Source organism: Nitrospinota bacterium (genome assembly GCA_035528715.1).
Classification (GTDB): domain Bacteria; phylum JADFOP01; class JADFOP01; order DATKYB01; family DATKYB01; genus DATKYB01.
In genome coordinates this window covers 20,444-42,463 of the sequence record DATKYB010000028.1, presented here as the reverse complement: position 1 = coordinate 42,463, position 22,020 = coordinate 20,444, and the positions used below count along the sequence as shown (strand labels likewise).

General features: G+C 37.0%; 21 protein-coding genes. 6 read left to right on the top strand and 15 right to left on the bottom strand.

The window, feature by feature from the left end:
• On the bottom strand, positions 1-1,689 hold a 1,689-nt coding region (locus tag VMW81_02010; protein ID HUU49718.1), incomplete at its 3' end, for a hypothetical protein.
• 355 nt (positions 1,690-2,044) lie between these two features.
• On the bottom strand, positions 2,045-3,007 hold the full coding sequence (locus tag VMW81_02005; protein HUU49717.1) for a hypothetical protein: 963 nt from the start codon (positions 3,005-3,007) through the stop codon (positions 2,045-2,047).
• Positions 3,008-3,400: 393 nt separating this feature from the next.
• On the opposite strand from VMW81_02005, the gene VMW81_02000 reads away from it, so the two are divergent.
• From VMW81_02000 to uppP, 4 genes are read left to right on the top strand one after another with little or no spacing between them, the layout of a single operon-like run.
• Positions 3,401-4,762, top strand: a complete 1,362-nt coding sequence (locus VMW81_02000) for a phosphomannomutase/phosphoglucomutase (GenBank protein ID HUU49716.1) — start codon at positions 3,401-3,403, stop codon at positions 4,760-4,762.
• A 1-nt stretch (position 4,763) separates the two neighbouring features.
• The gene (locus VMW81_01995) at positions 4,764-5,378 is read left to right on the top strand and encodes a YqaA family protein (protein HUU49715.1); all 615 of its coding nucleotides are present in this window, start codon (positions 4,764-4,766) and stop codon (positions 5,376-5,378) included.
• Positions 5,379-5,391: 13 nt separating this feature from the next.
• Positions 5,392-6,462, top strand: coding sequence for a mannose-1-phosphate guanylyltransferase (locus VMW81_01990; GenBank protein ID HUU49714.1), 1,071 nt, complete (start codon positions 5,392-5,394; stop codon positions 6,460-6,462).
• A complete protein-coding gene (gene uppP / locus VMW81_01985; protein HUU49713.1) occupies positions 6,462-7,313 on the top strand; it encodes an undecaprenyl-diphosphatase UppP in 852 nt (283 codons plus the stop codon). The genes VMW81_01990 and uppP overlap by 1 nt, the downstream gene beginning before the upstream one ends.
• Here the strand turns inward: uppP and VMW81_01980 are convergent.
• The 13 genes from VMW81_01980 to VMW81_01920 form a co-directional block, all read right to left on the bottom strand.
• Positions 7,264-8,592 (bottom strand): HEAT repeat domain-containing protein, encoded by a 1,329-nt coding sequence (locus VMW81_01980; GenBank protein HUU49712.1) that lies wholly within the window; start codon positions 8,590-8,592, stop codon positions 7,264-7,266. The genes uppP and VMW81_01980 overlap by 50 nt on opposite strands.
• A gap of 71 nt (positions 8,593-8,663) precedes the next feature.
• Positions 8,664-10,016, bottom strand: coding sequence for an acetyl-CoA carboxylase biotin carboxylase subunit (accC, locus tag VMW81_01975; GenBank protein HUU49711.1), 1,353 nt, complete (start codon positions 10,014-10,016; stop codon positions 8,664-8,666).
• A gap of 22 nt (positions 10,017-10,038) precedes the next feature.
• Entirely contained in the window at positions 10,039-10,506 is a 468-nt protein-coding gene (gene accB, locus VMW81_01970) for an acetyl-CoA carboxylase biotin carboxyl carrier protein (GenBank protein ID HUU49710.1), read from the bottom strand.
• Between the two features lie 22 nt (positions 10,507-10,528).
• A complete protein-coding gene (gene efp / locus VMW81_01965; protein HUU49709.1) occupies positions 10,529-11,092 on the bottom strand; it encodes an elongation factor P in 564 nt (187 codons plus the stop codon).
• Positions 11,089-11,538 (bottom strand): type II 3-dehydroquinate dehydratase, encoded by a 450-nt coding sequence (gene aroQ, locus VMW81_01960; GenBank protein ID HUU49708.1) that lies wholly within the window; start codon positions 11,536-11,538, stop codon positions 11,089-11,091. The genes efp and aroQ overlap by 4 nt, the downstream gene beginning before the upstream one ends.
• Positions 11,539-11,893: 355 nt before the next feature.
• Positions 11,894-12,970 (bottom strand): 3-dehydroquinate synthase, encoded by a 1,077-nt coding sequence (gene aroB / locus VMW81_01955; GenBank protein ID HUU49707.1) that lies wholly within the window; start codon positions 12,968-12,970, stop codon positions 11,894-11,896.
• Positions 12,971-12,973: 3 nt separating this feature from the next.
• Positions 12,974-15,016, bottom strand: a complete 2,043-nt coding sequence (gene pilQ / locus VMW81_01950) for a type IV pilus secretin PilQ (GenBank protein HUU49706.1) — start codon at positions 15,014-15,016, stop codon at positions 12,974-12,976.
• 7 nt (positions 15,017-15,023) lie between these two features.
• Positions 15,024-15,533, bottom strand: a complete 510-nt coding sequence (locus VMW81_01945) for a pilus assembly protein PilP (protein ID HUU49705.1) — start codon at positions 15,531-15,533, stop codon at positions 15,024-15,026.
• A 5-nt stretch (positions 15,534-15,538) separates the two neighbouring features.
• Positions 15,539-16,165 carry a type 4a pilus biogenesis protein PilO gene (pilO, locus tag VMW81_01940; GenBank protein ID HUU49704.1) on the bottom strand — a complete coding sequence of 209 codons (627 nt, stop codon included), beginning with the start codon at positions 16,163-16,165 and terminating at the stop codon, positions 15,539-15,541.
• A gap of 12 nt (positions 16,166-16,177) precedes the next feature.
• Positions 16,178-16,723, bottom strand: a complete 546-nt coding sequence (locus VMW81_01935) for a PilN domain-containing protein (GenBank protein HUU49703.1) — start codon at positions 16,721-16,723, stop codon at positions 16,178-16,180.
• The gene (gene pilM, locus VMW81_01930; protein HUU49702.1) at positions 16,716-17,783 is read right to left on the bottom strand and encodes a type IV pilus assembly protein PilM; all 1,068 of its coding nucleotides are present in this window, start codon (positions 17,781-17,783) and stop codon (positions 16,716-16,718) included. The genes VMW81_01935 and pilM overlap by 8 nt, the downstream gene beginning before the upstream one ends.
• 15 nt (positions 17,784-17,798) lie before the next feature.
• Complete coding sequence (locus tag VMW81_01925; protein HUU49701.1) at positions 17,799-17,993, bottom strand: helix-turn-helix transcriptional regulator; 195 nt, start codon at positions 17,991-17,993, stop codon at positions 17,799-17,801.
• Between the two features lie 278 nt (positions 17,994-18,271).
• Positions 18,272-19,129, bottom strand: a complete 858-nt coding sequence (locus tag VMW81_01920) for a site-2 protease family protein (protein ID HUU49700.1) — start codon at positions 19,127-19,129, stop codon at positions 18,272-18,274.
• A gap of 410 nt (positions 19,130-19,539) precedes the next feature.
• Here VMW81_01920 and VMW81_01915 point away from each other — a divergent pair, with 410 nt between their 5' ends.
• Together VMW81_01915 and VMW81_01910 are read left to right on the top strand one after the other, a co-directional pair.
• Complete coding sequence (locus tag VMW81_01915; GenBank protein HUU49699.1) at positions 19,540-19,779, top strand: KH domain-containing protein; 240 nt, start codon at positions 19,540-19,542, stop codon at positions 19,777-19,779.
• A 282-nt stretch (positions 19,780-20,061) separates the two neighbouring features.
• Complete coding sequence (locus tag VMW81_01910; GenBank protein HUU49698.1) at positions 20,062-22,011, top strand: penicillin-binding protein activator; 1,950 nt, start codon at positions 20,062-20,064, stop codon at positions 22,009-22,011.
• The last annotated feature ends 9 nt before the right edge of the window (positions 22,012-22,020 follow it).

The window sequence follows — 22,020 nt, the reverse complement described above, 5'->3', positions numbered from 1 at the left end:
TAATTCCTTTAATACTAGGCTCTGATCTTCTGTTGCGCTTTTTAACTCCTGCAATGAAAATTTTTGAAAATCTTTTTTTAGAAAAATAAAGAGAAAGAGATTGGAAAAAACTTCACGGCTTATACATGATAGATTCAATATGCTATAATTTGTTGATAACCTGAATCCTACATCAATCAAGTCTCTCTGTATTCCTTCTATCTCATCCTTTCCTCGCTCCAGCTCTTCCTTGATCCTTTCAAAACATGTCTTTCTTTCACTGACAATCTTTTTCCTTTCCTCTATCTCCTTTTGAAGCTCCTCCATCAATCTCTTATGAGAAGAATCTAAAGTGCGATACTCTTCAATAAGAGGGGATGACTCAAGATCTTCTTCCAGAATCGCTCTGTCACCAAGCTCTCGCTTCTTCTTATGAATGAATGCCTTGATAAGAGGGCAATTTTTGTCCAAAGAAAACCGTAACTCCTTAATTCTCTCATTTGCTCTTTCTACTGTCTCCTTATATGTCCCTTCAGTATCCTTTAATTGATTAAGACCCAAAATAGCATCGGTTAAAGAACCCATTCTCTTTTCAACTGAATTGATATCGATGGCCAGCTCATTGATGGCTTCTTCTAAATATTTTCTACAAGATTCATATGAATCGATAATTTCCTCCAAAGTATCGAGCTTGCCTGATTTCTTTGCTCTCTCTTCCTCTAAACTCTTTAGCTCCTCTTTTAACTTTTTTTCTGTCCTCTTACAGTTTTCGTTAACGTGCTCGAAATATTTAATCATCTTTTCACTGGTCTTAAATTTACTCTTGAGATTAGCTAGACTGATTTCTTTCTTATTCAGCTTTTCCTGCCACTCCTTTTTCTCATCCTTTGCCTGACTGTAAAGCCTTTCAAGCTTTCTATATTTTTCCTGTTTCGATTCAACGATTCTTTGGTCAAGCCTTCTAAAATTGTTATCAACATATATCTTTTTTCCCTGAGAATACATCGTCTGAAAAGACTTTATTGATTCGCTACCAATGGAGAGAACCTTTTCAAGTTTCTTTAGCTTTACATCGATTTCTACTGTTTTTTTCTTAAACTCTTCTTGGAAGGATTGATAATCAGAAAGGGCGGTATAGAATTCCTTTTCAAGATTTTTATGATTTCCATATCTTGGTTCTAAAGAAAAGGATATTTTTTCTATACGACTCTTTAAATCTGCTAATTTTTGTTGAAGACCTAATTTCTCATTCTCAAGAGTTTTATATTCTTTCTCTAAGAGGGTCTTGAGCCTCTTTATGCTATAGATATTTAATATCTTTAAACCTCTTTTCTCAGGGGATAGGATATCATTATGATCCGATATCTGGTGAAACAAAAGCTGGGAGAGGATATTGCCTGAATCTTTTTTATTCTCAATGACTCCTTCTTCCTTTAATCTTCTCCTGATTACAAAGATATCTTCTTTCCTATCTTCAGTAACAAGCCCTTGAAAGTAATCTTTTATTGTCTTGGATTCCAGCTCCTTTTTAAGAAAGTCGAAGAGTTCGGGATTACTGAGAAGGCCTCTGGGTGTAATCTCTATATTATCCAAAAAAGAAGGAATTTGCTCCTCTTTTTTAAGAACCTCTGAGATGTCTCCAGCCTCTCTAAGAAATTTTACTCCCTCTTTTTTTAAGATAACTTTTGATATATCAATATTTTCTGACATACCATCCCTTTCGAATTTCAGCTAATATTCCTCATTATATGAAATATCGACAAAACACACCTTAATCTTGAGGATTATTTACCCCCTTTTTTAGCATTTTTTATGCCATGAAATTCCAAAATCTGTTTATCTGATATAAAGATGTAACTATCTGATATTAAAGATATTAATCTATTTTAAATCGGGGTGTTAATGAAGCGTTAAGAATTTGACAATGAAAAAAAATCCTTAAGTGGGCAATTTTGAACCAGTGAGGGAATATTGAATAAAGATGTGGCACGCACATAAGTAAAAAATTTTAAAAAAAATCGTAGGAATTTTTGAATGATGAGGAGAAAAACAAGGATTCTTTTTATCAGATTTTTTCAGAAGGAGGATTAATCTTTTTATGGCTTTTGGTTTTCCCTTCCATTTCCCAAATCGTTTTGAACGACCTTTTAATAAACCAAGGCCATTCTTTACCTGCAGCATGCCATTTCCTTAACCAATCCAAGGTTTGCTTGTCCCCAGCATTGCCTGAGCCAATTGATAGCCCGTTGATCTGATAATCTGGATTTTCATTGATTTCTCTGATCTCTTTTTCTCGTATTCTCTTGGAGACTAAAGAAGCGACTTTTGCTCCAAGGTATTTATCCTCTGCTTTTTTTGTTATGATTACCTCTGCTCCTTTTTGTGTCAGAGAATTCAGAAATCGGTTAAGGGTTGTACCCACTCCATAGTCATCCAGTACAATCCTGCATTGATTGATTTTTACTTTTTGTAAAAAAAGGGAAAGTATCCTTTGGTATCTTACATCCATTATTCTGTTAAAGTTGTATCTGTCTACTTCAGAAGGGGATATCTTTTCTGTAATAAAATCAAATCCAGAACTTCTAAAATGGTCTAATTCTTCAAAAATCTTGTCCCAGTATTCGAAAGTGTGCCTCTTTTTCGTATCTGCAGGACCAACCAACAAATCAACCTTTTCGAAAATACCTTTAGGGAAAATAACTCCAGCGAGAACGGTATGACCGATAATTTCTCCTTTTCCTGTCTCATCCAGGCCCATGAGAAAATCCTTTTTTGGTCTGCTAAAAGTGAATCCCACCAAAGAATCGATCTTTTTCCATGCCTTGTATACAGCAGGATCATTGGAGGGAGAAGGAGTAGAAAAGAGCGTCCCCTTTGTATAATAGGTAAAGGTTGAATCTGAAAACCTAATCCGCCACTCTTCATACAAACTCTTAACCTCTTCAGAAGTCCCACCATTTTCTGACAGGTAAGATTTAATCTCTTCTGAAGCATTTTTCTCAATATTTTTCCATGTCCGACCTTTCATGATATCTCTCCTCAAAATAATTATAGATTTTAACAAAAAGAAAGGCTTTTTTCCATGAGGTTTTTTTAAAGTTCTTTTTTTAGATATAATTCCCCTTTCGATTTTTTAGGTGTTTGACAGGGGAGCAAGGAAATCATGTTTTTTTAATCCCCCCTCTGCTTTTTAGGGGTTTTTCAAGTGAACGAGGAAAAAAGAGGCAAAGTGTCTGAAGGCGAAGCCAAGTTTTTTGCCTCGGCTGAGTGAACAAAGACAAAACCCTGTTAAGAAAAGCAGGCGGGGCGTCCTTCTTTTCGTCCTTTTCTTGGACGAGCAAGAAAAGGACATAACCGAATAAACTCTTGACCGTCCAAACCCTCAATGTTACTATTACTTATCCTATTTTCGAGATAAATCATGAATCCACAAATATTTAGAGAATATGATATAAGAGGCATCATCGATAAAGAACTCAATCGAGATGTTGCCTACGATATCGGAAGAGCATATGGTACTTATATTACCGAGCAAAAAAAAGGTCCCATAGCTGTTGGCAGGGATTTTAGGTTAAATTCCGAAGAATTGAAGGATGGATTGATTGAGGGGATACTATCTACAGGATGGGATGTCATTGATGTGGGATTGGTTCCTACACCACTTCTTTACTATGCTCTCTTTTATTTTGATGCAAGCGGGGGGATCATGATAACAGGGAGTCATAACCCTCCTGAGTTTAATGGGTTTAAGGTTTGTGTAGGAAAATGGACGATCTCTGGAAATGAAATACAGGATATTCGAAAGATCATTGAAAAAGGAGAGTATTCCAAGGGTAAGGGGGAACTATCCTATTCTGATATTATCCCCGAATACATAGACCTTATTTATACAAAGATTAATCTACAAAAAAAACTAAATGTGGTTATCGATGCAGGAAATGGGACAGCGGGTATCATAGCTCCAAAGCTTTTAAGAAAGCTTGGCTGTTATGTAACCGAGCTTTTCTGTGAGCCTAACGGGAATTTTCCGAATCATTTTGCAGATCCAACAGTCCCCAAAAATCTCAAAGATATGATTTCCAAAGTCAAAGAGAACAAAGCAGATTTGGGCATAGCCTATGATGGAGATGGAGACAGGATAGGGGTTGTTGATGAGAATGGAGAAATTCTCTTTGGAGATTACTTATTAATGATATTCTCAAGAGATATCCTTAAGAGAAATCCAGGAGCAAAGGTCGTATTTGAGGTAAAATGTTCTCAGAACCTGTTTGATGATATTAAAAAACATGGTGGAATTCCTATCATGGGACAAGCGGGCCATTCTCTAATAAAAAAGAGGATGAAAAAAGAAAAAGCCGCTGTTGGAGGGGAGATGAGTGGCCATATGTTTTTTGCTGATGATTACTTTGGATATGATGACGCCATTTATGCCTCAGCCAGGCTTTTGCAGATATTATCGAAAACAGAAAAAAAACTATCAGAACTACTTGATGATGTCCCAAAAACATTTTCTACACCGGAAATCAGGATAGACTGTCCTGATAATATGAAATTTCAGGTTGTTGAAAAGATCAAGGCTTACTTTAAAGAACACTTTGAAGTCATAGATATCGATGGGGTAAGGGTAACTCTTCCTGATGGCTGGGGACTGCTAAGAGCATCAAACACCCAGCCGGTCCTCGTTTTACGCTTTGAAGCCAATAGTAAAGAGAGACTGGAAGAGATAAGAAAGATTTTCAAAACAAAGCTAAAGGAATTGGGAGGGCTCGAGTTAGAGGAATGATATGATTGAAAACCTTCTTACATGGACCATTCAGTGGGCACAGACCCCTTTTGGGAGCTTAGCCCTCTTTTTGATAGCCTTTGCTGAATCCTCATTTTTTCCTATTGCCCCTGATATTTTATTAATAGCCCTATCACTCATCAACCCCTCTTTTAGCCTTATATACGCCCTTATTACCCTTATTGGTTCTGTCCTGGGAGGCATGTTTGGATATTTGATCGGTATAAAGGGAGGTAAGCCGCTACTAAAGAGAGTTGTCTCCAAGGAAAAGATTGAGCTTGCCCATAATTATTTTGAAAGGTTTGAGGCATGGGCTATTATTATAGCCGGTTTTACCCCTATTCCTTATAAGGTTTTTACGATTTCTGCAGGGGCTCTTTATGTAAATTTTAAAACATTTGTTATCGCCTCTATCATCGGTAGGGGAGGAAGATTTTTTATTGTGGGATTTTCAATACTCTTATTTGGCAAAGAGATTGAGAGTTTTCTCAAAAGAAATTTTAATCTTGCCTCAATTGTCTTTATTATCCTTCTCTTTGCTGGATTTATTATCTTAAAAAAGCTCCCTCTATTTAATCCTCAAAAGACATTGAATAAAGGCGGTGAGCCAAAGTAAAAGGAGGAGTTTTATGTTTGGTGTTATTATGGCAGGAGGTAAGGGAACAAGATTCTGGCCACTGAGCAGAGAAGCCCTTCCAAAACAGTATCTTAAGATAAAAGGAAAAGAGTTTCTTGTCCAGCTTACCATCAAAAGATTAAAGCAGCTCATTCCCATAAGAAATATACTTGTCATCTCCAATAAAACTCAGGAAAAAGAGATAAAAAAGCATCTTCCCTCTATCCCAGAAGAAAACTTTATATTTGAACCGGTCGGTAAGAACACAGCTCCATGCATAGCTCTTGCTGCCCTCTATCTCAAAGAGAGAGACCCCAATGGTATTATGGCGGTCTTCCCTTCTGACCATATGATAGAAAATCAAAAGAAATTTGTTAGTGCATTATCCCTTGCTGAGGAGATTGCAAAAAAAGGTGACTATCTGATTACCCTCGGGATAAAGCCCAAGAGGGCCGAGACAGGTTATGGATACATCCATTATGGTAAAAAATTTGCGAGGATGAAAAAAACGAATGTTTACAGCGTTTTGAATTTTACGGAAAAGCCAAGCCAAAAAAAGGCTCAAAGATTCCTTAAAGAAAACTCATATCTCTGGAATGCTGGAATATTTGTCTGGAGCATTAACACCATATTGAGGATGTTTGAAAAACATCTTCCAAAAATCTATCAGAGCTTGTTACCTTTACAGAATTACTTCAATACACCCGAACAGGAGCGGGCTATAGCCAGGTCTTATTCAAAGATAAGTGAGATATCTATCGATTATGGAATAATGGAAAAGGCCGATAATGTATTAGTCATACCGTGTGATTTTCCCTGGAGTGATGTGGGAAACTGGAACAGTCTAAAGGAAATATTGCCTAGAGATAAATCCCAAAATGTAATCATCGGAAAACATATCGGAGTGGGAACAAAAGACACGATCATCTACTCTCCTGATAAGCTCGTTGCTACGGTTGGCCTTGATAATCTGATTATCGTTGAAACAAAAGACGCACTTCTTGTATGCCACAAGGATAAGGCGCAAGATATAAAGAAGATTACTGAATTGCTCTCAAGAAGAGGAAAGAAGAGATATCTTTAATGGATATAATAAAGGCAGTCTTATTGGGAATCATCCAAGGGATTACAGAATTTCTCCCCATTAGCAGCTCCGGGCATTTGGTCGTCTTCCAAAATCTTTTTGGTCTCCATCAACCACAACTCCTCTTTGATATTATGGTTCATTTCGGCACCTTAATGGCTGTCTTTTTGGTCTTCAGAGAAGATATTGTAAATATCGTAAAAGAGCTTTATCTTTATGTATCAAATCGTTTGAAAAAAGAGAGCTCAAAAACCTCTGAGAAAAGTTCTTATAATATCAAACTCCTTCAGTTTATCATTATTGCAACAATTCCTACATTTATCATAGGATATCTCTTTGAAAAAAAAGTGGAGGAGCTTTTCTCCTCTCTCAAAATCGTAGGGATAATGCTCCTTATAACAGGTCTTCTCTTATGGCTAACCAAAAGATTTTCAAAAGATGACAAAGACATTCATAAAATGAGTTTTAAAAATGCTCTTGTGATCGGATTTGTGCAGGGTTTAGCAATCCTGCCTGGCATTTCAAGATCAGGCTCTACAATCGCCTTTGGACTTTTTCAGGGTCTTGAAAAATCACTTGCTATAAGGTTCTCCTTTTTACTATCCATACCAGCAATCTTGGGAGCCATGACATTAAAGTTAGGAGAACTCCTTCATCTCGATTACTCATTAATGATACCAAATATTATTGGAATGATTGTTGCTTTTTTGGCAGGATATCTTTCTCTAAAGTTTCTGATTCGTATCATTATGAAAGGAAATTTTTTCTATTTTGCTTATTATTGCTGGTTGTTTGGGTTGTTTACCTTAATTGTTCCTTTCTTTCTTCCTTTTTCTCCTCCTCCCTTTTAAGGGATCCAATTTTCTTTTGAAGGGCATTCAAGGCCTCCTTTGCTGCCATTGAAACCTCCTCATCCTTTTCCGTGCTTAGGAGTTCTTCTAGTATGGAGATGATCTCTTCATCCTCTAAATTTGCCAATGCCTTAACAGCTTCTATCCTGACTTTTGGTTCACCCCCTTTATATATATTTTTCAAAAGAACGATTGCCTTTCTATTCCTGTGCATTCCCATGGCCTCTACAGCATATGCCCGAATATCAGCACCCATCTCTCTATTGGTTGCCACCCCTTTTAAAAATTCAAAGGCCTTTTCATCTTTAATATTGCCAAGGGCTAAAACGACATCTTTTCTTGTCTGAGTATCCCTTTCAAAAAGAGAAATCAAAGGATCAATAATTCTTCTGTCTTCAAATTCACCGAGGGCGTTAATACTGGCTTTTCTGACCTCAACATCCTTATCTTCTAAAAACTTTATAAAGAGATTGAAGACCTTTTTACTGCCTGTCTTTTGGAGCGACTTGATAATATTTTTCTTAAGGGAAGGATCTCGATTCAATAACTCAACTAAAGAATCAACCGTTCTTTCATCACGTAACATGCCTGCTGCGAGCACAGCTTTCTTGCGGACAAAAGGGTCATTATCTTTCAAGCCTTCGTTAATATATTTATAAAGGTCCCTGTTCCCCAGTCTTGCTATGTCTTCCACAGCATAGCCCCTAATTTCCGGATCTTTATCATTGAGTAATCTCGCATATATATCGATACTTTTTGTCTTCTTCTCCTCTATTCTTCTTAATCCCTCTACTGCTCTTTCTCTAACAAAATAAAATCTATCCTTCGCAGATTTATAGAAAAGAGGAAAAAACTCCTTTTTCTCCAGCTGAGCCAATCCACCAATTCCATAACCCCTTTCAATATAATCATCGCTTTCTACCAGATCTTTAAGAAACTTAACTGCCTCGCTATCCCCTATCTGTCCAATGGCCAATGCCGCTTCTTCCCTGACAGTAAGGTCTTTTTTAAATACTTCTATTAAAGGACCAACAGCTCTTTTATCTTTCAGTTTTCCCAGAGCCTGGACAGAGGACCTTCTAACATAGAAATCATCATCTTTCAGCCCTTTATGAATAAGGGGATCTATGGCCCGTTTATCTTTTGATTCAAGGAGATGATTTACAGCCTTTTGACGAATCCGCCAATCTGGAGAATCTAATGCTTTTATCGATCTTTCTACACTCCCGGAACACCCTGAAATAAGAGAGAAAATCCATAGACAAAGAAAGGCTTTCATAAAAAAAATTATTAAATATAAACCTTTCCTTAATGGGGTAAATTTATGAATGGGGGTCAGAAAAATGGAAGTCATTTAAGGGATGAAGCCACTTCAGGTTTTTCAATAAAATCTGTGCAAAAATCCCCTCTAATAAAATCCTTATCCTCAAATACCTTTTGATGAAAAGGGATAGTTGTCTTGATCCCATCTACCTTGAATTGTTCAAGGGCTACTCTCATCTTGGCCAAAGCCTCTGCTCTGTCCCTTCCGTGAACAATGAGCTTTGCTATCAGAGAATCATAAAAGGGAAGGACATAGTAACCCGGATAGATAGCTGTATCGACTCTTACGCCATTTCCGCCAGGAAGATTGAGACCCGTGATTTTTCCAGGGGAAGGAACAAACTTCTTCGGGTCTTCTGCGTTGATACGACATTCAATACTATGGCCCTGAAATTTTATACCCTTTTGAGTAAATCCAAAGGGCTTTCCCATAGCAATCTTTATCTGTTCCTTTACCAGATCAATACCCGTTATCATTTCTGTGACAGGATGCTCCACCTGAATACGGGTATTCATCTCTAAGAAATAATAATTCTTCTCCTGATCCACTAAAAACTCTACAGTTCCAGCTCCAAAATAATTCACAGACTTTGCCGCCTTAACAGCTATACGCCCCATTTCTTTTCTCAATTTCGCGGTCATAATAGGAGAAGGAGATTCTTCTATCAGCTTTTGATGCCTTCTCTGGATAGAACAGTCTCTCTCGCCAAGATAGACCACATTCCCATCTTCATCCCCCAAAACCTGAAATTCTATATGCTTCGGTCTTTTTAAATATTTCTCGATATAGACCTCTGAGCTGCCAAAGGCTTTATAGGCCTCTGTTTTAGCCATAAGAAAATATTTGGTGAGATTCTCTCCGTCATCCACAATCTTCATACCGTTACCGCCCCCTCCCATAGAAGCCTTTATGATGATAGGAAATCCCATCTTCTCAGCCAGTTTCAGGACTTCCTCTGGATTTTCTATCTTTGAGTCACTCCCAGGGATAATCGGGATCCCGGCCTTTTTCATAGTCTCTCTTGCCATGGCCTTATCTCCCATTAATCTAATGCTCTCAGGAGACGGGCCTATGAATTTAATATTGGATGCCTCACATGCCTCGGCAAAACCTGGATTTTCAGCCAAGAGACCGTAGCCTGGATGAATAGCGTCCGCACCGGTAATCTCAGCAGCAGATATAATATTTGTTATGTTCAAATAGCTGTTTATGGTCTCCGGAGGACCAATACAAACAGATTCATCAGCAAACTTTACATGTAGAGAATCGGCATCGGCATCTGAATGGACAGCAACGGTCATGATTCCCATCTCTTTACACGCCCTCAAAACCCTAAGCGCAATCTCGCCTCGATTGGCAACCAAAATCTTACTAAACATATACAAAAAATCTCCAAAAAAATTACAATGGCTCTATAAGAAACAGGGGTTCTCCATACTCTACAGGCTGGGAGTTCTCCACCAGTATTGATGCTACCTTTCCTTTAAACTCAACTTCTATCTCATTCATGACCTTCATCGCCTCAACAATACAGAGGACCTGTCCTTTCTCCACCATATCACCTACTTCAACATAAGGAGGTGATTCAGGAGAGGGGGCCCTGTAAAAGGTCCCTACAATAGGAGATTCTACAGTAACAAGCTTATCATCATGTTCTGTCTTTTTCTCCAAAACCTCCTCTTTTTCTTTTTTTACAGGAGAAGATGTTGCGCTGCTGCCGACATGAGTAAGAGTAGGGTTAAGAACTACCGATGCCGACTCTCCCCCTTTTTTCAATTTAACTTTAACACCTTCTTTCTCGTATTCTAATTCTAAAATCTCTTTGCTTTCAAAAAGATCTATCAATTCTTCTAACTCTTTTAAATCCATACCTACTCCTTGTAAATATTAGTTATTTAACCCTTTCAATATATTCACCAGTTCTGGTATCGATCTTTACAACATCCCCTTCATTGAGAAATAATGGAACCTGCACAACAGCACCGGTCTCTAAAGTAGCTGGTTTATTTCCTCCACTCACTGTATCTCCTTTGAGCCCGGGGGATGTCTTTATAATCTTGAGTTCGACAAAGGTTGGAAGAGTGGCTTCAATAGGCACTTTGTTATGAAAAAGGAGTGTTACGTTTATATTTTCTCTCAGATAATTTTGACTGCCCCCTAGCTGATCTTCTGCAACTGATATCTGTTCATAAGTTTGATTATCCATAAAGATGTAGTGATCTTTATCCTTATAAAGATACTGCATTTCTTTTTCCTCAATATCCGGCACTTCAATCTTCTCTCCAGACCTAAAGGTCTTTTCTAAAACACTCTTTGTCTTTAAACTCTTAAGCTTTGTTCTTACAAAAGCTCCTCCCTTTCCAGGCTTTACATGCTGAAACTCAATCATTAAAAAAGGCTCTCCTCCCAGCTCTATCTTCAACCCATTTCTAAATTCACTTGTCGAAACCATCATTTTTCTTTCCCTCTATTTATCAGCTCAAGTAGAGCATGAAATCCTAATATATAACTGTTCGGTCCAAACCCTGATATATGCCCTGAAACAACATCAGAAATAAGAGACTTTTTCCTAAACTCTTCCCTTCCAAATATATTGGACAGATGAACCTCTACCACAGGAATATCTAAAGTCAGCAGTGCATCCCTTATAGCGATACTGGTATGGGTATAAGCAGCAGGATTGATGATTAATCCATCTATCCTGCCCCTGGACTTTTGGATTGACTCTACGATTTCTCCCTCATGATTTGACTGGATTATTTCCAGATCTAACCCGTTTTTTTTGGCTAAATCCTCCAGTTTCTTATTAATATCTTTTAAGGCAAGATTACCGTAAATCTCGGTTTCCCTGATCCCTAATAGGTTTAGATTGGGCCCATGAATCACTAATATCTTGACCATCTTTTTAAAAATTACTTTAAATATTATAAGTTACAAAAAAAGGGGAAATATAATTACCTCTTCCCCTCAACAATAAAATTACTATGCTGGTTTTTTTAACTATAGAATATATAATCCTTATTAGTCAAGGAAAAATTTTAAAGTTGGTCAATTAGTTTGGCAAAAGTGACTGACCAGTCATGTTTTCTGTACTCAGTATTTAAAGTTTTAAATTTATATCCTTTTGATACAAAAACTTTAATTTTTTAGATACTTATCAAGAAAGCAAACGTTAAAAGAAAACACTGCTAGATAAGGGCTGGAGAAGATTCAAGGTTGCTTTTTTTAGTCAAGAAAAGTGGTATGAAATTCGTATTTAATGATTCCTTAATACCCTCAAGATAAGATTCCGAGATATATCATTATAAATAGCTACCTTGCCGATCTCTTTCATGAGAATGAGCCTTATCTTTTCATCTAAAATCTTTTTGTCTGTTTCAAGAGTCCTTACGATATCCTCTGGCAATAATCCTTCATCTTTTATGGGTAAGCCCAAGGAGGATAAAAGGCCCTCAATCCTTTGAACATCCTTTTTCTCACACAGACCTTTATCATAAGAGATTTGAGAGGCATAAACCATGCCGATGGAAACAGCTTCTCCATGTTTATACCGATATCCTGAAGCCGTCTCTATGGCATGTCCAATCGTGTGCCCAAAATTCAGAATAGCCCTTATATTTGTCTCCTTCTCATCCCTTTCCACAATTTTGGCCTTAATGGAACAAGACCTGCTTGCGAGATATTCTAATGCTTGATGGTCAAGAGAGAGGACTTTTTGTGTATTCTCTTCTAGATAATGAAAGAGCTTTTTGTCTGCAATAATCCCATATTTTACGACTTCTGCCATTCCATTGAGGAACTCTTCCTTTGGGAGAGTCTTTAAAAAAGAAATGTCGATGAAGACCGAAAGAGGCTGATAAAATGTCCCGATAATATTTTTGCCCTGAGGATGATTTACAGCAGTCTTCCCACCAACGCTGCTATCTACCTGGGCCAAAAGAGATGTAGGAATCTGGATATACGGTATACCTCTCATAAAGGTTGAAGCAACAAACCCTCCTAAATCTCCGACAACACCTCCTCCAAGGGTTATCAGGCAAGAACGCCTATCCATTCGTAAAGAAATGAGCTTATCATATAATTTTCTGGCCCAATCTAAATCCTTCGTCTCTTCACCAGCGGGTACTTCGATCAATTCAGGTTTAAAACCGGCCGTATCAACTGCATGGGAAACAAAATCGCCATAGAGTTCTTTTATCCTTGGATTCGTAATAATAGCTATCTTTTTTCCTATTGGTAACTCTCTTAAGCGAGAACAAATCTCTTCAATGATCTCTGTGCCGATATGGATAGGATAGCTTCTCTCTCTGAGATTGACTTTTATGGTTTTCAAAGATTACATCCTATGTTTTACAATCTTAGGTGTGAGAAAGATTAACAGCTCGTCATTATCATCCTGAACAAGCTTCTTTTTAAAAAGCCATCCAAGGGCAGGAATATCTTTGAGAAAGGGGACCCCATCTACCCTATTTTGCTTGGTATTTTGAAAAATCCCACCTATTACTGTTGTATTTCCATCTCTAACCAATACCTCTGTTTTTACTTCGGTCTTGTTTATCGCAGGCTGGCTACCACCCCCTACCTGGGGGACATTTTCACCCTTTGCATCCCTGGTTGCTGTAATCTTCATAGAAATAAAGTCATCAGGTGTAACATGAGGTGTTACCTTAAGGCTTAAAACCGCATCGATAAATACGGTCTCTGTTCCTTGTTGTGAAACCGTAGAAAAGGGTATTCTCTCCCCTGTCAATATTACAGCTTCTTTATTATCTAGGGTCGTAACCTTGGGTGTTGAGAGCACCTTTGCCCTTCCATTCAATTCTGCTGCTGAAAGCTCTATATCGAGACGCTTCAGGTCGTTAAAGATATTACCAATCCCAAATCCGATGGCTGATAGAGGTCCAGTTATGGCTGTGTCGGTTCCAGCAGGAAGGCTTATGATAAAATTGCCTCCTCCTGGGGTATGGGTATTAGAATCGGCACTAACCCCTCCTAAGGCACCAAAATTGAGTCCTGCTTCACCATCAGCATTAACGGGTATATTCTGTTTACCCCCGGTCTGTTGGAGGGCATTTGGCTGGAGCTGAAAATCATTCCTCTCCAAAAATCCACCCCATCTTATCCCCAGTTCCCTTCCGAAATTCCTATTTGACTCTACTATTCTGGTTTCAATCGATACCTGAGGAGTCTGTTTATCCATGACCTTAATGAGTTTAGAAATCTCTTCGATGTTTTCCTCGACATCCTTTAGAATAAGGACATTTGTCCGTTCATCAATCGTAATATGTCCCCTCTCACTCATAAGTTTCTCTATACTTTCCTTCATATTCTTTACACTGGCATAACTTACAGGATAGATCTTTGTTTGTAAAGGTTTTAACTTTTCTTTTGACTCTTTTTCCTTTACGAGTTCCTCTGCCTCTTTGCTCTTGGCCTTGAGCACTTCCTTTCTTTCCTTATTTAACCTCTCTAAGGTAGCGATTCTGATAATATTTCCTTCTCGTTCTTTTCCCAGTGCTTTTGTCTTTAAGATAACATCCAGTGCCTGATCCCAAGGAACATTAGCCATTCTGATTGTTATCTTTCCCTTTACATCCTCAGATGAGATTATATTGAGACCGCTTACCTCAGATAACAGCCTTAGGATATTATTAATATCCGCATCTTGAAAATCCAAAGAGATCTTTGTTCCTGTATATGCTTTTTCAGGCACCCCCTCTTTTTTCTCTTCTTTTATAACCTTTTTTTCCAAAGGGACCTTTTTCTCTTCCTTAAGCCCCTCTTCTTTTTCCTCTTTCACAACAGGTGCCACCTCTTCCTCAGAAGCCTTTTTCTGAGAAAACTCTTTCCCTTCTTCTATTTCCTTTTTTACCTCTTTAATCTCTTCTCTTTCCTCTTTTATTGCAGCAGCGGCCACCTTTTCTTCTGGGTTATCTAGTTTCAAAACAAGGCTCTTATTTTCAGGATAGAGGTTAAATGATGTTTTCTCAGCCAAAAATATGGTGACTTCTACCCCTTTCTTTCCTTCCTTTTCAAGTGCCTTTATCTCTTTTACTACCTTGTTCTTAAATCCTAATGGCTGTGGGAGTGGACCTAAATTGACATCTGCTACGTCTACAACAATACTTAGAGGTTCTGAATTTTCAAAGGCCGTATATTTCGCTAAGGGCTTTGTTCCTTGAATGGTAATCAAGGTCTTATCAGAAAGGGTCTCTCCTTTTACCTCCGTTACTGTCCCTATTTTTTCTTTCTCTTCCATTTTTGTCTCTTCTTTAATGTTAGGTTTCATCTTTTTGGTTTTAGAGGCACACCCAAAGAGAAGAGAAACAGTTAAAAATATCAATCCTATTGATAAAATTAAAAAACGGTTTTTTTTCATCTTTTCCTCACTCCTCCCTCAATTTCATTACTATGTTGATCTTTTTTACCTTACCAAATAAATCGATATCTTTCTCCTGAATCACAATCTTATCTTTTTCTATATTAATCACCCTTCCACCATTTTTACCCATAAGCGAATTGATTCCTACTGAATAGCCCTTTCCATCAGGAGCAAGAATCATGGCTCTATAACTTACTCCTCCTCCCCATACGATTCCTGTAAGCTTGAGCTCTGATATATCATATCTCTGCAACGGCGTTAGAGGGATCTTTTTATCTTTTTTTAAGATGATCAAAGGAGACTTAAAAGGGTCTCTTCTTCCCTTTGGATTATATAGACGACTCTCTCCTCCTTTATAATCAATTCTCTCTATGAGATGAGAATCGGCCTTTGTACCCAATTCTTCACTAAATGACATCTGAGCTATAGCCTTATTAGTAGGATCTGTATCTATGACGTGAAACATAGCCCATCCAAAAAGTATCATCAGAATCACTGTGCTAATATTTTTCATGTCTTTTATCTTTTTCCCTTTTTCTTTCTCTGCTCTTCTTCTCTTTTTTTGATCTCTTCTATTTCTTTCTCATCTAAAAATCTAAAAGCCGTTGCTGTGTATTTGGCTGTTAAAAAAAACTTATCTTCTTCAACCGTGGGTTCCTCCATGTTCAATTCTGAAACATTCACAATTCTATTGAGCTTTGATATCATATCAAAAAATCTTGCTACATCATGAAATTGCCCAAAAACTTCTATATTAACGGGAACCTCAGCATAAAATTCCTTAAAACGTTCTTTCGCAGGAGAAAAAAGCAAAAACTCAAGTCCAGCTCTTCTTCCCAAGAAAGATATCTGGGTGAGCAAATCAGGAATCTCTTTCTTGCTGGGAAGCTGTGCCAAGGCTAATGTAAGCTTCCGTTTCAGTTCTTCTACCTCAGCCTCTAATTCTGGTAATCTCTTGGCATTGAGCTCTGAGTTTTTCAATAAAAATTCTAGTCTAGAAAATTCTTCTTTTAGCTTATGCATCTCTTTAGAGTTTTTCTGATAGAAGAGATAATAGTATCCAAGGAGCAAAAAAGATATCAAAAGGGCAATCAGCAGCCAGCGTTGATATGTGGGAACCGATTTTGCTTTTTCTAAAATCTCCACTCTTTTCTCTCCTTAGTGTGTCGTGTTCATCTGCATTTTTATAGTAAACTCTTTTACCTTTCGCTTCTCAACCATTGTCTGCTTTGCCTGAATGAGCTCTACATTTTTAAAATATCCTGAACTCTCAACATTTTTCATGAAGGTTGCTATTCCAATATTCGTTAAAGAAAAACCCTTCATTTCAATGCTCGATCCTTTTTCTGATAAAGAAATGAGCCATACCTGAGAAGGGATATTCAAACTTATTTCATCTAATAGGCGTATAGGCCCTTCTTGATTTGATTTAAGTTCTTCAATAATATTAATCCTTTTTTCAAGAAGCCCCTTTTTTTTCTGGAACTCTTCTATCTTTTTTGCAATCTTTTCCAAAGGTGCAAGCCGCTCCTTTATGCTGACTATCTCTTTTCTAAAATGCGACTTTTGATTCTGAGTCACTATCAAATGATAAAAAATACCCAGTATAAACAGGGAAAAAAGTACTCCATAGATAATGAACTCCCGTAGTATCCCAATCTGTCTTCTTCGCTGTCTTACATTTAACAGGTTTATCTTAATCATCTACCCTCCTGATTGCCAAACCAACGCCAACTGCTGCAAGAGGAGCTATCTCTTTAATATACTCTCTATCAAAAAGCTTCTCATCAAAATGAATCTTTTTAAAAGGGTTTACGATTTCGACAGGGATATTCACTCTTTGAGAAAAAAATTGATCCATTCCTTTGATCTTTGTGCAACCACCACTTAAGACAATCTTGTCTATATTTTCATCTCCTGTTGCTGACCTGAAAAATTCAAAAGACCGATTAACCTCTTGAAAAATTTCTTCTGTTGTTCTCTCTATGATCCGTCTTGCTTTCTCTTTTGAAATCCCCTCCATTTCAATGCCGAGTTTTATGGCCTCGGCATCTTCCCAGGTTGTTCCAAATTCTTTCTGAATATTTTGTGTGTAGAGGTTTCCTCCTAAAAAGATATCCCTGGTAAAAGAGGTCAAACCATTTTTCAATATATTGATATTCATGACTGCAGCGCCTATATCTACTAACGCTACTATCTCTTTTTCTTTTAAATCATAGTTTACTTCATAGCTATTTTCGATTGCAAAGGCATCAACATCAACAATGACTGGATTCATTCCAGCCTCTAAAATGAGATTGGTATAATCGTCAATCTTTTCCCTCTTAATTGCCACGATAAGCACTTCCATCTGATCGGCTCCCTCTTCTTCCAAGAGTTCTTCGCTTTCCAATATTTGAAAATCTATATTTACATCACTAATATCAAAGGGGATATACTGCTCTGCCTCAAACTCAATGGTCTCAGCTAATTCCTCTTCTGTCATAAAAGGAAGTTTTATCTTCTTTATAATTACCGATGTTCCCGATACAGATGTTACTACATCCTTTGTTTTTACTTTCTGCACCTCGATCAGGTTTTGAATGGTATCAACAATAATACTGGCATCCATGATTGCACCATCAACCACAGCCTCTGGTTGTAATGGCATTACTCCAAAATTTATCAATTCCATTCCTTTTCCCGTTTCTTTTATCTCTACTAGTTTAATGGAATGGCTTCCAATATCGAGGCCAACAACCTCTTTCTTTTTAAAGAAAACCATTTAACTCTCCTTTCTTTAAATAAAAACCTTATTTCTTTCTTCTAAATTGAAACCTAAAGCCCTAATAATTTTTCTTTTCGTATCTAAACGACAACTTTCTCCTTTTTCAATTCTGTCTAGAGTCTGAACAGAAATTCCAGCCTTTCTAGCTAATTCAGATTTGCTCATCATCCTGTCTTCACGGATTTTTCTGACATTATTCTGTTCCATTCCTGATTCCTCCAAATGGGTTTGTCAGATCTAAAATTAATGGCAAGAAAATGAGGAGATTCATGTTTATTTATGATAGGATTTTTAAATTATCAGTTTTCATCTTATAATTTATTATCTGAATAGTCAAATTTTCATTAATTTATATATAATTAGGTATAATTAATAAATTTCTATATTATTGATAATGAATAAGCAATTTTTATACCAAATAAAAACCCCATATTTAGAGAAAATTAAGTATAATCTAAGATATTGATTGTTAGGATTTAATCTTGTTAGACGATAAAGGGAATGGGAATAAACGTGATCAAGAAAATAATGATGGTTATGGCTCCGATGACCTTTCTTTTAAGGTCTAAAGGGGAAAGTTCTTCTATAAGAGAGGGGTGCCTAAAACCAAAAAGAAATATGATTAATGCCCAGAAGAACCATCCCTGCCATAGAATCCCTAGAAGCAAAAGAAGAAAAAATGATATTTTATTTACTGTTTTGTATCTCTTTGTAACAATTGCATATATAATATGGCCACCATCCAATTGTCCTAAGGGAATAAGGTTTAATGCAGTAACAAAGAGTCCAATCCATGCGGCAAAGGCAATCGGATGAAAAGAAACGAGATATGAAGAGGGAAGAGGGCCGAGAAGGGTTTTGGTCAAAAAGGAAATGAGCAGAGAACTTCCGACAGTAACTTGACACCATGGTGTTACTTCATTGACGATGTGAGAGGTCTGTATCTCAGAAAGTTTAATGCCGATGATCACCGCGGGTAAAGCTATGAGAAATCCTGAAAGGGGTCCAGCTACTGCAATATCAAGTAATGCCTTTCGATTAGGCACAGGGCTTTTCATTCTGATAAACGCACCAAAGGTCCCAACCAAGGGATGGGGTGAAGGAATAAAAAAAGGCGGGGTTGCTTCTACCCCATGCTTTTTTGCCGTTAAATAATGACCTAGTTCATGGGCACCGAGAATCAATATCAAGGTAAAAGAAAATGGAATTCCTTTATAAAGAAGAAAAGGGTTCTTTACTAGCTCTAAAAAGCCAGAACAATTCTCCTGCCAATACCCAGCAATTAATGTGGTGAGGATGGTAATAAAAAAAAGGAAAATATTTATTACAGGATACTTTTTCATACCAAAAGATATATTTTTTAGAATTTAATATACTATTGATACAAGCCTTAATCAAGACAGAAACCATAAGTTATCTTTAAAAAATATTGTTAAAAAAGCTTGACAAAAAAAGCAAACGATATTATTTTTATTTATTATTGGCTTACATCTATTGATGCTTCCAACTAATCGCCATTGGACGCGAAGAAAGAGTTTGCATATTGATAAGGGTATCAGATAGAACAGGACAGACGGTTTATTTCAGGGATAAAGTAACATAAAACCGCAAGGGTAAGAGACTACTTTTGCGGTTTTTTTATTTTTTATCATAAGGAGGTGATTATTAATTTAAGTGAGATATTTTAGATTCAACCTGTTCTGAAATATAACAGGAGGAAATTTTTTAAACATTAATTAAGAGGTGAATAACGATGAATGATGTGAAAGAGCTGATTGAATATATTGCGAAAGCTATTGTTGATAAACCAGAAGCTGTCGAAGTCAAGGGTGTAGAGGGCGAGAATTCAACCGTCATAGAATTAAAGGTAGCGAAAGAAGACATAGGAAAGGTGATAGGGAAAAAAGGAAAAACAATTACTGCTTTAAGAACTATTCTCAGTGCTACAAGGGCACAAAAAGACAAGCGACAGGTGCTTGAGGTGTTGGAATAGTAAAATTCACCTCACCCTTTTTATCATTTGTCAGTCAGTATGAAATTTTTTTAAAATTGACTGAACAAGCATGTTTGCATATCCTCCTTTTTATATAAATAGATCTCCCGTATGGGAGATCTATTTATATCTCACCTAAATATATATTGGGGATTAAGCGGATGGATTTTTTATGGATTATTTGGATCACTCCTTTTCAAAAAATCATTTTACCCATTGACACACTCCATTAATTAATAGTATATTGATTATCAATATTTTCTGCTAAAGAGAAAAAATACAATGTATTATAAAAAATCAATTGTAGCTCTTTTAAATTTGATAATCCTATATTTTCTCGTTGGATGTGCTCCTTTAGAGATAAAAAAAATCCCTCACGAAATTCCAAAGGAAAAAGAAGTCGTATTAGAAAAGGACTTCAGTTATGCTGAAGATTTATATAAAAGCAAACAATATGATGTGGCCTTAGAGGCTTATAAGACTTTTATAAGTAGCTATCCTAAGAATCCTTCCGTCGATAATGCCCTTTTTAGAATTGGAGAGATTCTCTTTGAGAAAAAAGATTATTCCGAGGCCTTAAAATACTACCAAAGAATACTCGATAATTTTTTCACATCTGAAATCTACAGTGATGCTGAATATAAAATAGGTCTTTGCTACTATTATCTTGGGCTTTTTGAAAGATCTATTGCAACCTTAACGAAAATCCTACCCCAATTTCCTGAATCTCATAAAAAAGCAGAAATTAAAATTTTTATTGCTAAAGCATACGCCCATAAGAAAAAATATATCTCAGCAATCTCAGAATACAAAGAGATACTGGTCTTAATAGAAGAAGGAGGTTTGGCCGAAGAATCAAAAAAGTCCATAATTTATCTTATTGAGAAAATGGATAAGAGATCTTTAGAGGAGATTATAGAAAAATACCCTAAAGAATTTCCCATAGGATATGCCCAGTTCCAACTCGGAGTGTTATATTTTCAATCAAAAAAATATAAAGAGGCCAAGACGGCTCTAGAGGGTTTTCTTGTTTCTTTCCCAAGGCATAAATACAGAAATAAAGCAATGGAGATGTTATCCGTATTAGAAACACCTTATGTAGGAGATAAAACAAAAATTGGGGCCATCTTACCATTATCTGGAAAAGGCGCCCTAGCAGGACAAAAGATTCTACACGGGATTCAGTTAGCCTTTAGCAATTTAGAACTGGATCCTGCAAAGGAAAGATTTCAATTGATTATTAAAGATTCTGCTACAAGTCCAAAAAGGGCAGCAGAAGCTGTATCAGAGCTGGCTATAGAAGATAAGGTGATAGCGATCATTGGTCCTGTTTTTAGTGACACTACTAAGGAGGCTGCCCTCATTGCAGATAGATACAAGATACCTATTTTTTCCCCTTTTGCTCATGCCAAAGGGATTACAGAAATAAGCCCCTATGTTTTTAGAAATAGCCTCACAAATGAAATGCAGGGAAAGACCATTGCTGAATACGCCTATAATAATTTGGGTTTGAGAGCCTTTGCCGTTCTTTATCCAGATAACCCTTATGGTAAAGAATTGAGAGATATTTTTATCTCTCATGTGATAAGGTTAGGAGGGGAAATAAAACATGTTGTACCTTATGACCCAGACTCCAATGATTTTAGCAAAGAGATAGCAAAGATTGGTGGCCTTGAAGACAAGAAACTCAGAGAACTAAAAGCTGAGCAAACTGCCACATCCCCCCCCAACCCCCTATTAGAAACGAGCAGGATCAATCCTCAAGTCGATTATGATGCAATCTTTATCCCTGGCTATTATGATAAGGTAGGATTGATTGCTCCAGCATTGGAGTTCTTTAATGTAACGAATATAACCCTTCTAGGAGCAAATGGTTGGAATTCTCCAAAGTTAGTATCCATTGGAGAAAGGTATATAGAGGGTTCTGTGTTCTTAGACGGCTTTTTTATTAACTCACCTCTTCAATTTGTAAAGGATTTTGTAAAAAATTATAGGTTAACCTTTGGTGAAGATCCTGATATCCTCTCTGCCCAAGCCTATGATGCCACAGAAATCATCCTTAAAATTCTAAAGACCGGGATTGAAACTCGAGAGGGATTAAGAGAGGAATTACTTAGAATAAAAGATTTCCCTGGGGTCTCAGGGGCGACAACAATAACATCTTCAGGTGATTCAGAAAAGCTCCTCTTTATTCTCTCTGTAAAGAATCGAGAGATTATCCAGATAAATTAAGATAAAAAA

What these genes read in the sequence shown, in the direction of transcription:
- VMW81_02005 (HUU49717.1), bottom strand. Translation starts at nt 3,007, where the DNA reads ATGAAAGGTCGGACATGGAAAAATATTGAGAAAAATGCTTCAGAAGAG.
- VMW81_02000 (HUU49716.1), top strand. Translation starts at nt 3,401, where the DNA reads ATGAATCCACAAATATTTAGAGAATATGATATAAGAGGCATCATCGAT.
- VMW81_01995 (HUU49715.1), top strand. Translation starts at nt 4,764, where the DNA reads ATGATTGAAAACCTTCTTACATGGACCATTCAGTGGGCACAGACCCCT.
- VMW81_01990 (HUU49714.1), top strand. Translation starts at nt 5,392, where the DNA reads ATGTTTGGTGTTATTATGGCAGGAGGTAAGGGAACAAGATTCTGGCCA.
- uppP (HUU49713.1), top strand. Translation starts at nt 6,462, where the DNA reads ATGGATATAATAAAGGCAGTCTTATTGGGAATCATCCAAGGGATTACA.
- VMW81_01980 (HUU49712.1), bottom strand. Translation starts at nt 8,592, where the DNA reads ATGAAAGCCTTTCTTTGTCTATGGATTTTCTCTCTTATTTCAGGGTGT.
- accC (HUU49711.1), bottom strand. Translation starts at nt 10,016, where the DNA reads ATGTTTAGTAAGATTTTGGTTGCCAATCGAGGCGAGATTGCGCTTAGG.
- accB (HUU49710.1), bottom strand. Translation starts at nt 10,506, where the DNA reads ATGGATTTAAAAGAGTTAGAAGAATTGATAGATCTTTTTGAAAGCAAA.
- efp (HUU49709.1), bottom strand. Translation starts at nt 11,092, where the DNA reads ATGATGGTTTCGACAAGTGAATTTAGAAATGGGTTGAAGATAGAGCTG.
- aroQ (HUU49708.1), bottom strand. Translation starts at nt 11,538, where the DNA reads ATGGTCAAGATATTAGTGATTCATGGGCCCAATCTAAACCTATTAGGG.
- pilQ (HUU49706.1), bottom strand. Translation starts at nt 15,016, where the DNA reads ATGAAAAAAAACCGTTTTTTAATTTTATCAATAGGATTGATATTTTTA.
- VMW81_01945 (HUU49705.1), bottom strand. Translation starts at nt 15,533, where the DNA reads ATGAAAAATATTAGCACAGTGATTCTGATGATACTTTTTGGATGGGCT.
- VMW81_01935 (HUU49703.1), bottom strand. Translation starts at nt 16,723, where the DNA reads ATGATTAAGATAAACCTGTTAAATGTAAGACAGCGAAGAAGACAGATT.
- pilM (HUU49702.1), bottom strand. Translation starts at nt 17,783, where the DNA reads ATGGTTTTCTTTAAAAAGAAAGAGGTTGTTGGCCTCGATATTGGAAGC.
- VMW81_01925 (HUU49701.1), bottom strand. Translation starts at nt 17,993, where the DNA reads ATGGAACAGAATAATGTCAGAAAAATCCGTGAAGACAGGATGATGAGC.
- VMW81_01920 (HUU49700.1), bottom strand. Translation starts at nt 19,129, where the DNA reads ATGAAAAAGTATCCTGTAATAAATATTTTCCTTTTTTTTATTACCATC.
- VMW81_01915 (HUU49699.1), top strand. Translation starts at nt 19,540, where the DNA reads ATGAATGATGTGAAAGAGCTGATTGAATATATTGCGAAAGCTATTGTT.
- VMW81_01910 (HUU49698.1), top strand. Translation starts at nt 20,062, where the DNA reads ATGTATTATAAAAAATCAATTGTAGCTCTTTTAAATTTGATAATCCTA.